Annotated in this window: 11 protein-coding genes; 6 read left to right on the plus strand and 5 right to left on the minus strand. The window is 74.4% G+C overall.

Going from position 1 to position 13778, the window contains the following annotated elements; genetic code table 11:
- Positions 1 to 31: 31 nt before the first annotated feature.
- Positions 32 to 1033: a LacI family DNA-binding transcriptional regulator gene (locus IOD16_RS26060; protein ID WP_123746483.1), complete on the minus strand. Its 1002-nt coding sequence runs from the start codon at positions 1031 to 1033 to the stop codon at positions 32 to 34.
- On the minus strand, positions 1030 to 1572 hold the full coding sequence (locus IOD16_RS26065) for an enoyl-CoA hydratase/isomerase family protein (RefSeq protein WP_201436498.1): 543 nt from the start codon (positions 1570 to 1572) through the stop codon (positions 1030 to 1032). Before IOD16_RS26065 ends, IOD16_RS26060 begins: the two co-directional genes overlap by 4 nt.
- Before the next feature lie 80 nt (positions 1573 to 1652).
- Here IOD16_RS26065 and IOD16_RS26070 point away from each other — a divergent pair, with 80 nt between their 5' ends.
- From IOD16_RS26070 to IOD16_RS26090, 5 genes are all read left to right on the plus strand, one after another.
- Positions 1653 to 2207, plus strand: a complete 555-nt coding sequence (locus IOD16_RS26070; protein ID WP_201436499.1) for a hypothetical protein — start codon at positions 1653 to 1655, stop codon at positions 2205 to 2207.
- Positions 2208 to 2369: 162 nt separating this feature from the next.
- Positions 2370 to 5279, plus strand: a complete 2910-nt coding sequence (locus tag IOD16_RS26075; RefSeq protein WP_201436500.1) for a type 2 lanthipeptide synthetase LanM family protein — start codon at positions 2370 to 2372, stop codon at positions 5277 to 5279.
- A complete protein-coding gene (locus IOD16_RS26080) occupies positions 5276 to 5488 on the plus strand; it encodes a hypothetical protein (RefSeq protein WP_123746480.1) in 213 nt (70 codons plus the stop codon). Before IOD16_RS26075 ends, IOD16_RS26080 begins: the two co-directional genes overlap by 4 nt.
- Before the next feature lie 89 nt (positions 5489 to 5577).
- Complete coding sequence (locus tag IOD16_RS26085; protein ID WP_201436501.1) at positions 5578 to 8517, plus strand: ATP-binding protein; 2940 nt, start codon at positions 5578 to 5580, stop codon at positions 8515 to 8517.
- Positions 8518 to 8577: 60 nt separating this feature from the next.
- Positions 8578 to 9264 (plus strand): peptidylprolyl isomerase, encoded by a 687-nt coding sequence (locus IOD16_RS26090; protein WP_201441580.1) that lies wholly within the window; start codon positions 8578 to 8580, stop codon positions 9262 to 9264.
- Here the strand turns inward: IOD16_RS26090 and IOD16_RS26095 are convergent.
- Positions 9261 to 9986 (minus strand): hypothetical protein, encoded by a 726-nt coding sequence (locus IOD16_RS26095; protein WP_201436502.1) that lies wholly within the window; start codon positions 9984 to 9986, stop codon positions 9261 to 9263. The genes IOD16_RS26090 and IOD16_RS26095 overlap by 4 nt on opposite strands.
- A gap of 96 nt (positions 9987 to 10082) precedes the next feature.
- On the opposite strand from IOD16_RS26095, the gene IOD16_RS26100 reads away from it, so the two are divergent.
- Complete coding sequence (locus IOD16_RS26100) at positions 10083 to 10736, plus strand: MOSC domain-containing protein (protein WP_201436503.1); 654 nt, start codon at positions 10083 to 10085, stop codon at positions 10734 to 10736.
- 29 nt (positions 10737 to 10765) lie between these two features.
- Here IOD16_RS26100 and IOD16_RS26105 read toward each other — a convergent pair whose 3' ends face one another.
- Positions 10766 to 11605, minus strand: coding sequence for an aldo/keto reductase (locus IOD16_RS26105; protein ID WP_201436504.1), 840 nt, complete (start codon positions 11603 to 11605; stop codon positions 10766 to 10768).
- 131 nt (positions 11606 to 11736) lie between these two features.
- Positions 11737 to 13761: a phenylacetic acid degradation bifunctional protein PaaZ gene (gene paaZ, locus IOD16_RS26110; RefSeq protein ID WP_201436505.1), complete on the minus strand. Its 2025-nt coding sequence runs from the start codon at positions 13759 to 13761 to the stop codon at positions 11737 to 11739.
- Between the last annotated feature and the right edge of the window lie 17 nt (positions 13762 to 13778).

A 13778-nucleotide genomic window follows, 5' to 3' on the forward strand; every position in this document is an offset into this window, starting at 1 on the left:
ACTCTCGGGGCCCGGAGGTTGGACTCCCGGGTCAGCGGGGGGCGGGGGCGGTGGAGGAGCGGACGACCAGCTCCGGTTCGAAGAGCAGTTCCTCGTCCGGGACCGGGGTGCCGGCGATCTGGTTCGCCAGCAGCTCCACGGCGGCGCGGCCCATCGCCTCGATCGGCTGGCGGACCGTGGTCAACGGCGGCTCGGTGCAGGTCATGAGCGGCGAGTCGTCGTAGCCGACCACGGACACGTCGTGCGGCACCTTGAGGCCGTGCCGGCGCACGGCGCGCACGGCGCCCAACGCCAGGGGGTCCGAGGCGCACAGGATCGCGGTGACGCCCCGGTGCAGCAGGCGCGTGGTGGCGGCCTGCCCGCCCTCCAGCGAGAACATCGCGTGCTCCTCGAACAGCTCCACCCCGGCGACCGACGCGCACGACAACAACGCGGTCAGCTTCCGCCGCGACGGCATGTGGTCCGACGGGCCCAGCACCGCCCCGATCCGGGTGTGCCCCAGCGCCACCAGGTGCCCGAACGCCTGCTCGACGGCCACCGCGTCGTCGCACGACACGCGCGGGAAGCCGAGATCGTCTATGGCCGCGTTCACCAGCACGGCGGGCAGCTTGCGCCGCGTCATCTGCCGGTAGTGCTCGTGCGACGCGTCCGCCTGCGCGTACTGCCCGCCGGCGAACACCACCCCGGACACGTGCTGCTCGAACAGCAGCTCCAGGTAGTCCGCCTCGGTCACCCCGCCGGCGGTCCGGGTGCACAGCACCGGCGTGAAGCCGCGCTGCGCCAGCGCGTTGCCGACCACGTCGGCGAACGCGGGGAAGATCGGGTTCTGCAGCTCCGGCAGCACCAGACCGACCAGCCGGGCGCGTTCACCGCGCAGCTGCGTCGGCCGCTCGTACCCGAGCACGTCCAGGGCCGTGAGCACGGCCGAGCGCGTCGCGTCGGACACCCCCGGCTTGCCGTTGAGCACCCGGCTGACCGTCGCCTCGCTCACGCCGACCTTCGCGGCCACTTCCGCCAACCGCCGTTGCGTCATGGAGCAACTATACGGCAGGACTTACGTTCCGTTTGCGTTGACTTGCACTCATTTGCGAGTTCGACGGCGGCCCGCAGCACCGAGCACCGCGGCACGACCCGGTCCACCAGCCCGGTGCGCAACGCCTCCTCGGCGGTCACGCGCCGTGCCACCAGCACCTGGTCGCCCGTCACCCGACCGTCCGTCACCCACCCGAGCCCACCGTCGGCGGCCAGCACCCGCCAGTCGCACGCCATGGCCAGCTCCGCCGCCTCGCCGGACGGGTTGCCGCCGATCGCCGCGACCACCGGCACGGGCAGGTTCACCAGTTCCCCGGCCACGCCGCGCAACGCCGCCGCCACCGCCTCCCGCTGCGCCACCGACCCCCGGACCAGCCGTTCGGTGCCCGCGGCGCACAGGCCCGGGTCGACCAGGAGCACGACCGCGCGGGCCTCGGCCAGCACCGGCAGCACCGCGCGCACCTCGGCCAGGACCGTGTCCGACGGCTCGTCGATCCGGATGACCGCGATCCCGCCGGAGACGTCGAGTGAGACGGTCATGAGCCGCCATCGTGGCCGACGGTTCCCCCGGTTGTCATGTTCCACCCCACTATCGGGTGATGGCGGGGTACAAATCCCCTGTGAAGCGGTGGGTGGTGGCGGTGGCGTTGGTCGGCCTGACCGGGTGCGCGGTGCCCGTGGCGGGGCAGCCGACAGCCGGGCCGGTGTCGTCGGTCCCCGGGACGGACGCCGGGCCCGAGGTCGTGCGCTGGATGAACAACTTCTGCGGCGTGGCGAAGTACATGGTCGCCTCGGGCGGGGTGTCGTTCGACCAGACGCAGACCGACCCGGCGGCGGCCAAGAAGTCGGTCAGCGACTCCCTCGGCCGGGTGATCGACGTGCTCGACGTCGTCCTGCACGACCTGGACGAGCTGACACCGGCCCCGTCGCCCGCCGCGGACACCGCGGTCGAGGTGATCAGCGAGCCGTTGACCAGGGCGCGGGACAAGTTCGTCTCGGCCAAGTCGACGGTCGACGCGGCGGCGGAGATGACCACCGACGTCTTCTCCACGGTCATCCAGGACATGACCGAGGCCGTCACGGTGATGAACGAGGCCGTGGAGAAGATGGACGTGGTCTCGCTGCCGGACGAGTTCCGCGACGCCGCCGCCCGGGCGGAGAACTGCGCGACCTGAGGTCCGACCGCGCGCCACGCCGTCCGTTCACCTCCCCGCAAGGCGCTGGTGACCTGCGACGGAAGCCTTTTCCGCACATCTGCGGACTCACGCCCGCCCACTCGCAAATCTGGGGGCGGTGCCCCCATGTGCGCCGCGGCACGCCCGTGACACGTTGTGCGCGTGTTCCCCTCCGCCGTCGACCGGCCGCCCGCAGCGTGGTGGCTCAGCGGTGTGCGCGGGAACCCCCAAGAGCTGGTCGTCCCCCGTGGACGGCCCTCATGGGCCGCGTTCGTGGAACGCGCCACCACGACCGCGGCCCGTGCAGACTTCGCCGGCGGCGGGCCGACCGCCGACGCCGACAACCCGGCCGAGGCGTTCGCGCACGCGCTGAGACCCCTGGTGCGCGCGGCGGTCGCCCTCGACCCCAGGTTGGACGCCGACTTCGCCCACGCGCTGGGCAGGCGGCTGGCCCGGATCGCCGCGCGCACGCTCGTGCTGGAGCTCAACCTCGACCGGGTCGGCGGGCGGCTCGTCGGCGACACGCCGCGGGAGCGGTTCGCCGACTTCGTCCGGGGTGTCGACCTGCCCGCGCTGTTCGGCCGGTACCCGGTGCTGGCCCGGCTGCTCGGCCAGGCCTGCCTGCACGCGGTCGAGGCGCACGGCGAGCTGCTCGACCGGTTCGCCGCCGATCGGCCGGAGATCGTGCGGACCCTCCTCGACGGCCGTGACCCCGGCTCCCTGGCGCAGGTGGAGACGGGCCGGGGCGACCCGCACGCGCGGGGCCGCTCGGTGGCCGTGCTGACCTTCGCCGACGGCCGCCGGGTGGTCTACAAGCCCCGGCCGGTGGCGTTGCACCAGGCGTTCGCGGACCTGGTGACCTGGTTCGACGGGCACACCGGCCTCGGCCTGCGGCTGCCGCGGGTGCTCGCCCGGCCGGGCCACGGGTGGCTGGAGTTCGTCGAGCACCGCCCGTGCGCGGACGTCACCGAGGTCGGCCGGTTCTACCAGCGGCTCGGCGCGCTGATCGCGCTGCTGTACGCGGTGGACGGCACCGACATGCACTACGAGAACCTGGTCGCGGCGGCCGACCAGCCGGTGCTGGTGGACGTGGAGACGCTGTTCCACCCCACGGTGGGCACGGCGACGGACCCGGCGGTCCGGGCGCTGGCCCGGTCCGTGCACCGCACCGCCGTGCTGCCGCGGGTGCTGCTGGGCGAGCACGGCGCGCTGGACGTCGGCGGCATGGGCGGCGACCACGGCGACCGGCCGCCGACCGAGGGCGTGGCCTGGCTGCACCCCGGCACCGACCGGATGCGCCTGGTGCGCAGGCCCATGCCGATGCCGCCCGCGCACAACCGGCCCGTGGTGGACGGCCTGGAGGCCGAGCCCGCCGACTACCAGGGCGCGCTGCTGGCCGGGTTCCGGGTCGGCTACGACGCCCTCTGCGACCACCGGGCCGACCTGCTCGGCCCGGACGGGCTGCTGAGCGCCTTCGCCGACCTGCCGGTGCGGTTCGTGCCGCGGATGACCCAGCTGTACGCGACGTTGCTGGACGAGTCGACGCACCCGGACGCGGTGCGCGGTGCGGCGGACCGCCAGGACGTCCTCGACCTGCTGTGGGACGGCACGGCGGACGACGACGTGTCACGCGCCCTGGTCCCGCACGAGATGCGCGACCTGTGGGCGGGCGACGTGCCGCTGTTCACCACCCGGCCGGGCAGCCGCGACGTGTGGACCTCGACCGGGCAGCGGCTGCCGGGCCTGCTGCCGTCCTGCGCGCTGGACGCCGTCACGGCCAAGGTCGCCGCGCTGGACGAGGTGGACAAGCACGACCAGCAGTGGCTGATCAGCGCCGGGCTGGCGAGCCGGCCGCGGCCGGTCGACCACCGCACCGGCCGCGGGGTCGCCTCGCCGGTGGAGGCGGGCGTCCCCGACCCGCAACGGCTGCTGGTCGCCGCGTGCGGCATCGCCGACGAGGTGCTCGCGCACGCCACGACCGCCGACGGCCGGGTCAACTGGGTGGGCCTGGAGCTGGTGGACGACCGGCACTGGGCGGTGGCCCCGATGGGCGCGGGCCTGTCCAACGGCTACACCGGCGTCGCGTTGTTCCTGGCGCAGCTCGGCGAGCTCACCGGCGCCGCCCGGTACACCGAGTTCGCGCGCGACGCGGTGCGGCCGATCCCCGGGTTGCTGGCCGCGTTCGCCGAGGACGCCGGGATGGCGGCGGCCGTCGGCAGCGGCGCGTTCCACGGGCTGGGCGGCATCTCCTACGCCTTGGCACGGCTGGCGAACCTGCTGCACGACGACGGGATCGGCGACTGGCTGAGGTCGGCCGTGGAGGTCGCGACCGCGGTCGAGGCGATCGGCGAGGACCCGGCCAACGTGGTCGAGGGCTGGGCGGGCGGCCTGGCCGCGATGCTGGCGGTGCGGGCGGAGAGCGGCTTGCCCGCCGCCTCGGCGCTGGCCCGCGCCTACGCCGACCGGCTCGCCGCGGCCACTCCCGGCGGCGACGGCTTCGCGCGCGGCCGGGCCGGTGTCGGCTGGGCGTTGCTGCGCTACGCGCGGGCGGCGGGCGATCAGCGCTACGGTGTGGTCGGCCGGGCGAACCTGCGCGCGGACCACGCGCTGCGGCAACGCCTGCTCGACGTGACCGAGGCGGACCACAGCTGGTGCTCCGGGCTCTCCGGCGCGGTGCTCGCGCACTGCGCGCACCCGGACCAGCCGGTCGACGCGCACACCCTGCACCTGGACCGGTGCCTGAACGCCTTGGCGGTGCACGAGCCCTTGCGCGACCTGAGCCTGTGCCACGGCGAGCTGGGCGTGATCGAGTCCTTGACCGTCCTCGCCGAACGCGGGCACGGCCTGGCCGCGGCCATGCGCACCCGGCGCGCGGGACTGGTCCTCGGCGCGCTGGACCAGTACGGGGCGCGCTGCGGCACGCCCGGCGGCGTGCCGTCGGCCGGCCTGCTCACCGGGTTGTCCGGTATCGGGTACGGCTTGCTCCGCCTAGGTTTTCCCGAGCGGGTGCCTTCGGTGCTCCTGCTCGGATCAACGCACGACATCGACCCCCTCGAGGAGATCACCCGATGAACGACGCCAACCGCGACGAGGTCACCACCTGGAGCGAGGACCAGGACGGCGACCACCCCGCCGGCGAGATGGCGCTGTCCCGCAGGGCCAAGGCGGGCGCCCGCGCCCGCGCGCTGGCGGGCCTGACCCTGGCCGTCGGCGCGTACGCGGCGGTGACCGTGAGCGAGAGCACCATGACCACGGTGAGCGCGCCGGGCCTGCCCCTGTAACCAGCTTCACCCTGCCGCCGGACTGCCCGCCCACACTGGGGGTGCGGGCAGTTTGGCATGCGGCCGATCGGCTTGACTAAGGTCGGCGCATGCACACCCGCGCGCCGGTCGTGGTCGGCCGCGACGAAGAACTCCACGTGCTCGACCGCATGCTGGCCGACGCGGGCACCCACCGGGGCCGCGCGGTGTTCCTCGTCGGCGAGCCGGGCATCGGCAAGACCCGGTTGGCGCGCTTCGCCGCCGGCGCCGCCTTCGACCGCGGCATGCGGGTGCTGCGGGGTCGCGGCAGCACGATCGGGCCGATCGTGCCGTTCCGGCCGCTGGCCGAGGCCCTGATGTCCCTGCTGCGCGCCGGGGACGGGCTCGACCTGCGGGAACTGGGCCCGTACCGGTCGGCGCTCGGCCGGTTGGCGCCCGACTGGAGCCCGGAATCGGCCGGCGCCGAGGAGCAGCGGCCCGCGCACTCCGTGCTGGTGCTCGCCGAGGCCGTGCTGCGGCTGCTGGCCGTGGTCGGCCGCACGCGCCCGTGCCTGCTGGTGCTGGAGGACCTGCACGAGGCGGACGCCGAGACGCTGGCGGTCGTCGACTACCTGGTGGACAACCTCGACCAGGCGCCCGCCGCGCTGCTGGTGACCACCCGCGCCGACGCCGGCCCCACGCTGGACGTGGTCCGTTCGGCCGCGCAACGGCAGGCGGGCGTGCTGGTGGAGCTGCGCCGCCTGGACGAGCGCCAGGTGCGCCGGATGGTCGGCCTGTGCCTGGAGGCGGAGGACCACGAGGTGCCCGCCGAGGTCGTGCGGCGGCTGTGGGCGGACAGCGCGGGCAACCCGTTCGTGGTCGAGGAGATGCTGCACGGCCTGGTGAACGGCGGCCTGCTGGTGCGCGGGCCGGGCGGCTGGCAGGTGCTGGGCGAACTGCGCATCGACGTGCCGTCGGCGCTGGTCCGGTTGATCGCGCACCGCACCGACCGGCTGGGGCCGCAGGGGCGCGAGGTGCTGTCGGTGGCCGCCGTGCTGGGCCACCGGTTCCCGCTGCCGGTGCTGCGCCGGGTGACCGGCATGGACGACCGGGCCCTGCTGTCGCACCTGCACGCCGGCGTGGCCGCGCAGCTCGTCACGCCGGACGAGCCGGTGCCCGACTGGTACGCGTTCCGGCACCCGCTGACCGCCGAGGCGCTGCTGGCGCAGATGCCGCCGCCGCACCGGGCGGAGCTGGCGCGGCGGACCGCCGACGCCGTCCGGGAGCTGCACCCCGACCTGCCCGGCGAGTGGTGCGCGCTGGTGGCGTCGCTGCGGCTGGACGCCGGGCAGACCGCCGAGGCGGGCGCGTTGCTGGCCGAGGCGGGGCGGCGGGCGCTGGCGGGCGGCGCGGCCGGGTCGGCGGTGCGGCTGCTCGACCACGCGCACCGGCTGCTGGCCAGCGAGGTGGACGTGGCGGTCCGCGCGGACGTGCTGGACTCGCTGCTGCCCGCGCTCGCCGAAGCGGGCCAGTTCGAGCGGGCGTTCGCGCTGGTCGACGCGGTGACCGAGCTGAGCGCCGCCGGGTTGGGCCGGGTGCGGCGGGCCGAGCTGCACACCAAGCTGGCGCAGGTGGCCAACACCGCGGGCCGGTGGACCGACGGCATGGCGCACGTGGAGACGGCACGCGCGCTGCTCGGCGCGGACGCGACCGACGAGCACACCGCGCGGCTCGACGCCGTGGCCGCGTTCCTGACGTTGAACCTGGAGGTGCCGGACCGGATCGAGTCGGCCGAGTTCCTGGCCAGGCGGGCGGCCGACGCGGCGAAGCGGGTGCCGCTGCCCGAGGTGGGCTGCGAGACGTGGCAGCTGCTCGGCGTGCTGGCCCGCGACCGGGACCTGGACGAGGCGGCCGAGTGCTTCACCCGGGCGCGGGCGCTGGCCGAGGAGCACGGGCTGCCGATCCAGCGGGCGTACGCGGTGATCCGGCAGGCCGGCCTGGACTGGCTGGCCGAGGGCACGGCGGCGGAGCTGGCCGAGGCGCGTGAGGAGGCGTTGCTGATCGGCGCGATCAGCGTGGCCTACAACGTGGACGCGATCCTCGGGCTGGACACCGTGCTGCGCGGCCAGTACGGCGCGGCGGCGGAGCGGCTGACCCGGGTCGTCGCCGACACCCGGCGGTTGCAGCTGCGGAACCTGACCCTCTACGGGTTGATGGCGCAGGCGACGGCGGCGGCGCACCAGGGCAGGCGGGCCGAGATGGACGCCGCGATCGAGGCGTTCGACGAGATCGGCGGGGTCGGCTCGCAGGAACGGCCGCTGTGCTTCGGGTTGGCGCGGGCGTTCTGCGCGCTGCTGGAGGAGGACCGGGTGGCGGCCGGGCACGACCTGGCGCGGGCCGTCGCGCACGAGGCGGAGACGCCGACCGTCTACCACCTGTCCGGTCGGCACGGGTTGCAACTGCTGCTGGACGCGTTGTCGGGCGCGTTGGACCTGGACGGCTACCGCGCGGTGACGCGGTCGGCGGCGGCCCGGATGCGGTGGAACCGCGGCTTCGCGCAGTTCGCGCTGGCCGTGCTGCTGGGCAGGCTCGGCCGGGAGGCGGAGGCGGCGCAGGCCGTGCGCGCGGGGCGGGAGGCGGCGGCGATCCACCCGCTGGCCCGCCACCTGGGGCTGCGGTTGGTGGCCGAGGCGGCGGTCGCCGACGGGTGGGGCGAGCCGGTGAGCTGGCTGCGCGGCGCCGAGGAGTACTTCCACCAGGCCGGGCAGCCCGCCGTGGCCAGCGCGTGCCGCGGTCTGCTGCGGCAGGTGGGCGCGTCGGTGCCGCAGCGGCGGACCGGGTCCGACCAGGTGCCGCGCGAGCTGCGGGCGCTGGGCGTGACCGTGCGCGAGTTCGAGGTGTTCCGGCTGCTGGCGGGCCGCCTGGGCAACAAGGCGATCGCCACCCGGCTGCACATCTCGCCGCGCACGGTGGAGAAGCACGTGGCCAGCCTGATCGCGAAGACCGCGCGGCCGGACCGGGAGTCGTTGAGCGCGTTCGCCGCGTCGCTCGGACCCGCCGACCGGCCCTAGCAAGGCGGTCGCGGGTCCGTTAGACCTGGTGCGGTGAGAATCCTGGTGGCAGTGGCGCTGATGGCGGTCCTGGGCGGCGGGGTGGCGCAGGCCTCCCCCGGCACACCGGACGCGGGCACGCCGGGCACGACTCGCGGGCCGTGCGCGTACACCGTGACGCCGGACGAGCCGGCCGCCCGGCCGGTGCCGCTGCCGCCCGACCCGCGGCACACGCCCGACCGCGGCCACCCCGAGGTGCTGTTGCAGACCAACCAGGGCCCCGTGCCGCTGGTGCTGGACCGCGCGAAGGCGCCGTGCACCGTCCAGAGCTTCCTGCACCTGGTGCGGAAGAAGTTCTACGACGACACGACCTGCCACCGGCTCACGGCGTACCCGACGTTGAAGGTGCTGCAGTGCGGCGACCCGGCGAACACGGGTGAGGGCGGTCCCGGCTACCGGTACGGGGACGAGCTGCCGACCGACCTGGCACCCGTCCCGAACGACCCGACCGGCCTGCGCCGCGTCTACCCGCGCGGCACCCTGGCCATGGCCAACGCGGGCCCGGACACCAACGGCAGCCAGTTCTTCCTGGTCACGTCGGACTCGGTGCTGCGGCCGAACTACACCGTCTTCGGTCGCATCACACCCGCCGGGCTCGCCACCCTCGACGAGGTCGCCGCCGGCGGCATCGTGCCGAACCCGGACAGCGAGGTCGACGGCCGCCCGGCCCTGACCACGGACGTCGAGCGGGCCAAGCGCACCCGCTAGGAGACCGGCGCGCTCACCCGGATGTCGGCGTTCCAGTCGGTGAAGCGGTGCAAGGTGCGCTGGAAGACGTTGTCCTCCAACGTCTTCAGCACCTGCTCCACCCGCACCGGCAGGTCGCCCGGACCCACCCACACGGTGGCGGACGCGGTGAAGCCCGACTCGTAGGCCGCCAGCAGCTGGGCGCGCCGCGAGCTGCCGGGCGTGCGCTCGGCCTGCGACCGCAGGTCGACCAGGAGCGTGTAGCGGCGCGTCGACACGCCGTCGAGCTCCTCGTCGCGCTGCTCCACCAGCAGGCTGCCGGCCAGCGACTCCACCACCGAGGCCGGGTCGACCTCGTCGGCCAGGCCGGCGACCGTGGTGTCCGCCCGCACGGGCGCGCGGTCGGCCAGGTCGAGCCTGGTCCAGGTGCCGCCCTCGGTGCGGGAGTAGCCGGCGTCGGCCAGCACGACGACGTCGGTGGACGAGTCCTGCCGCAACGACACCAGCCGGCCCTCGCGGGCGCGCAGCAGACCGCCGTCGAGGGTGACGCGCCGCCCGGTCATGGTGGTCTCGGTCGCGAACCGGACCGTGCCCTGCTCGTCGGCGCGGGCGGCCAGGCCGGTGATCAGCGTGGCGCTGTCGTCCACCGCCGGGCCGAGCGCCGGCGCCGGCAGGGCTGTCCGCTCCGCGCAGCCCGCCAGCGCCACCCCGGCCAGCAGCAACGCGACGACGGACCTGCGCATGTCTCCCCCCACGGACGGTGAACAAGGCCCATCCTCCCCCACCGGCGACCGATGAGGAGTGCGAACCCCGAAAGTGGCTCGGCTACCGTCGTGGTCATGCCTCACGTGCTCTCCGTCAACGTCGGCTCCCGCGTCGAGTTCGACCAGGCCGCCGTCGGCCACACCGGTATCGGCAAGCGCCCGGCGCCCGGCCCCGTGGAGGTCCGCGCGCCCGGCCCGGTCGGCAGCGGCCTGGTCGGCGACCACATCTCCGACGACCGCCGCCACGGTGGCGACGACCAGGCCGTTTACGCCTACGCGCGGGAAGACCTCGACGCGTGGGCGGTGGAGTTGGGTCGCGCCGACCTGCGGCCGGGCCTGTTCGGCGAGAACCTGACCACGGCGGGCGTCGACGTGTGCGGCGCGCGGATCGGGGAGCGGTGGCGCATCGGCGGGCTGCTGCTGCAGGCGACGAGCCCGCGCGTGCCGTGCCGGACGTTCGCCGGGGTGATGGAGGAGGACGCGTGGATGAAGACGTTCACCCGTCGCGGGCTGCCCGGCACGTACTTCCGGGTCCTGGAGCCCGGCACGATCACGGCCGGTGACGAGATCGTCATCGAGCACCGGCCCGACCACGGCGTCACGATCGCGTTCGCGTTCCGGGCCCTGACGCTGGAGCCCGCGTCGCTGCCGGACGTGCTGGCGGCCGGCGACGACCTGACCGAGGACCTGCGACGCCGGGTCGAACGGCGGACGTCCGACCCGGCGTAGCCGGAGCCGCGCGAGGCGGCTCCCGGCGCTCAGGCCAGCGCGGACAGCTTCTCGAACTCCTCGTCGGTCAGCTCGATCCGCGCCGCCGCCACGTTCTCCTCCAGGTGCGCGATCGACGACGTGCCGGGGATCGGCAGCACCACGGGCGACTTGCGCAGCAGCCACGCCAGCGCGAGCTGCGCGGGCGTGGCGCCGTGCTCCTTGGCCGCCGCGTCGAGCACGCCGCCCGGACGGGCCAGCTCGCCGGTCGCCACCGGGAACCACGGGATGAACGCGATGCCCAGCTCGGTGCAGCGGTCCAGCACGGCCTCGTGCCCGCGGTTGGCCAGGTTGTACAGGTTCTGCACGCTCACGATCGGCGCGACGGCGCGGGCGGCCTCGAGCTGCTCGACGTCCACCTCGGACAGTCCGATGTGCCGGATCTTGCCCTCTTCCTGCAGCTTGCGCAGCTCGCCGACCTGGTCCTCCAGCGGGTAGTCCGGGTCGACGCGGTGCAGCTGGTAGAGGTCGATGCGCTCGATGCCGAGCCGGACGAGGCTGGTCTCCACGGCCTGCCGCAGGTACGCGGGCTTGCCGAGCATGGGCCACTCGTTCGGGCCGGTGCGCAGCAGGCCGCCCTTGGTCGCGACGACCAGGTCGTCCGCGTACGGGTGCAGGGCCTGCCGGATCAGCTCCTCGTTGATGTGCGGGCCGTAGGAATCCGCGGTGTCGATGAAGTTGACGCCCAGCTCGACGACCCGGCGCAGCAGGGCGATCGCGTTGTCGCGGTCGGCCGGGTACCCCCAGATGCCCTCACCGGTGAGCCGCATCGCTCCGTAGCCGAGGCGGTTGACGGTCAGGTCGCCGCCCAGCGAAAAGGTCTCAGACACCTCTGGTGCTCCTCGTGTGACTCAGGTGTTGCACGGTCTCTCCTCGCGCCAACCAGACGGAGTGCGCCGGTTGTTCCCGTTCGGGTTGATCATCTCGGCGCACGTCCACCTGGTGGACCCCTAACGGCCCCCTACTGCTTGGCGACGAGCGTGAGCACGTCGTACTTGGCGACCGACTCGCCCTTCTGGTTGACCAGGTCGGCGTCCCAGCGGACCTCGCCGTACTCCTGGTCCTCGCGCGGGGTGATCTGCTTCGCGGTCAACGTCACGGTCAGCTCGTCGCCGGGGAACGTCGGCGTGAGGAACCGCAGGTTCTCCAGCCCATAGTTGGCCAGCACCGGGCCGGGCTCGGGCGAGACGAACAGGCCCGCGGCGAACGACACCACCAGGTACCCGTGCGCGACCCGGCCGCCGAAGAACGGGTTCGCCGCCGCGGCCTCCTCGTCCATGTGCGCGTAGAACGTGTCGCCGGTGAACTCCGCGAAGTGCTCGATGTCGGCCAGCGTCACCGCGCGCGGCCCGGCCACCACCGTGTCGCCGATCCTCAGCTCCCGCAACGACTTGCGGAACGGGTGCACGTCCGTCTCGGTGCGCGGCGCGCCCGTCACCCACCGCCCGGTGACCGCGCTCAGCACCCGGGGGCCGGCCTGCACCGCCGTGCGCTGCATGTGGTGCAGCACGCCCCGGATGCCGCCCATCTCCTCACCGCCGCCCGCCCGGCCCGGACCGCCGTGCACCAGCATCGGCAGCGGCGAGCCGTGGCCGGTGGACTCCTTGGCGTCGTCGCGGTCCAGCACCAGCACCCGGCCGTGCCAGGGGGCCACGCCCAGCACCACGTCCCGCGCGAAGTCGGTGTCGTGCGTGACGACGGAGCCGACCAGGCTGCCCGCGCCCCGCGCGGCCAGCTCGACCGCGTGCCCGGCGTCGCGGTAGGCCATCAGCGTCGAGACCGGCCCGAACGCCTCCACCTCGTGCGGCTGGGCGTGGTCCGGGTCGGCCTTGAGCAGCACCGGTGACAGGAACGCGCCGCGCTCGGCGTCGGCATCCACCACGTCCACGCGGTCCGGCGAGCCGTAGACGACCTCGCCGACCTCCATGAGCGCCTTCAGCGAGCGCCGCACCTCCTCGCGCTGCTCCAGCCCGGCCAGCGCGCCCATCCGAACGCCCTCGGTCGCGGGGTTGCCGATGACGACCTTCGCCAGGCGTGCGGCGGCGGCGTCGGCGACGGCGTCCAGGAGGGAGGCGGGGACCAGGGCGCGCCGGATCGCGGTGCACTTCTGGCCTGCCTTGACCGTCATCTCGCTGACGAGCTGCTTGACGAACAGGTCGAACTCGGGGGTGCCCTCGACCGCGTCCGGGCCGAGGATCGAGCAGTTCAGCGAGTCCGCCTCGGCGTTGAACCGCACGCTGTTGCGCACCACGGTCGGGTGGGTGCGCAGCTTCCGGGCGGTGGACGCGGAGCCGGTGAAGCCGACCAGGTCCTGGCCGGTCAGGTGGTCGAGCAGGTCGCCCGCGCCGCCGGTGACGAGCTGCAGGGAGCCTTCGGGGAGCAGGTCCGAGGCCAGCATCAGCTCGACCAGCTTCTCGGTGAGGTAGGCCGTCTGGGAGGCGGGCTTGATCAGTGACGGCACCCCGGCGATGAACGCGGGCGCGAACTTCTCCAGCGGGCCCCACATCGGGAAGTTGAAGGCGTTGATCTGCACGGCCACGCCCCGCAGCGGGGTGGCGACGTGCTGGCCGACGAACGTGCCGCCCTTGCTCAGCGGCTCGACGTCGCCGTCCACGTAGACGTGGTCGTTGGGCAGCTCGCGCTTGGCCTTGCTCGCGTAGCCGAACAGCACGCCGATGCCGCCGTCGACGTCGATCAGGGAGTCCGTCCTGGTGGCGCCCGATCGGGCGGACAGGGCGTACAGCTCGTCGCGGTGTTCCCGCAGGTGCGAGGCGAGGGCCTTGAGCAGGGCCGCGCGCTGGTGGAACGTCAGCTCCCGCAGCGCCGGTCCGCCGACGCGCCTGCCGTGGTCCAGCGCCGCCGCCATGTCGATGCCCTGCGACGAGATCCGGGCGATCTCCTCGCCGGTCACCGCGTCGTGCAGCGGCGCTCCTTCGACGGACGGGGCGTGCCAGCGACCTGACACGTAGCTGCGCAGCATGGCCATCGGGTGTCGACCTCCTC

The organism is Saccharothrix sp. 6-C, assembly GCF_016695385.1.
In the GTDB taxonomy this organism is placed as follows: Bacteria; Actinomycetota; Actinomycetes; order Mycobacteriales; family Pseudonocardiaceae; genus Actinosynnema; species Actinosynnema texasense.

What these genes read in the sequence shown, in the direction of transcription:
- paaZ (WP_201436505.1), bottom strand. Translation starts at nt 13,761, where the DNA reads ATGGCCATGCTGCGCAGCTACGTGTCAGGTCGCTGGCACGCCCCGTCC.
- IOD16_RS26080 (WP_123746480.1), top strand. Translation starts at nt 5,276, where the DNA reads ATGAACGACGCCAACCGCGACGAGGTCACCACCTGGAGCGAGGACCAG.
- IOD16_RS26060 (WP_123746483.1), bottom strand. Translation starts at nt 1,033, where the DNA reads ATGACGCAACGGCGGTTGGCGGAAGTGGCCGCGAAGGTCGGCGTGAGC.
- IOD16_RS26095 (WP_201436502.1), bottom strand. Translation starts at nt 9,986, where the DNA reads ATGCGCAGGTCCGTCGTCGCGTTGCTGCTGGCCGGGGTGGCGCTGGCG.
- IOD16_RS26065 (WP_201436498.1), bottom strand. Translation starts at nt 1,572, where the DNA reads ATGACCGTCTCACTCGACGTCTCCGGCGGGATCGCGGTCATCCGGATC.
- IOD16_RS26100 (WP_201436503.1), top strand. Translation starts at nt 10,083, where the DNA reads ATGCCTCACGTGCTCTCCGTCAACGTCGGCTCCCGCGTCGAGTTCGAC.
- IOD16_RS26085 (WP_201436501.1), top strand. Translation starts at nt 5,578, where the DNA reads ATGCACACCCGCGCGCCGGTCGTGGTCGGCCGCGACGAAGAACTCCAC.
- IOD16_RS26090 (WP_201441580.1), top strand. Translation starts at nt 8,578, where the DNA reads ATGGCGGTCCTGGGCGGCGGGGTGGCGCAGGCCTCCCCCGGCACACCG.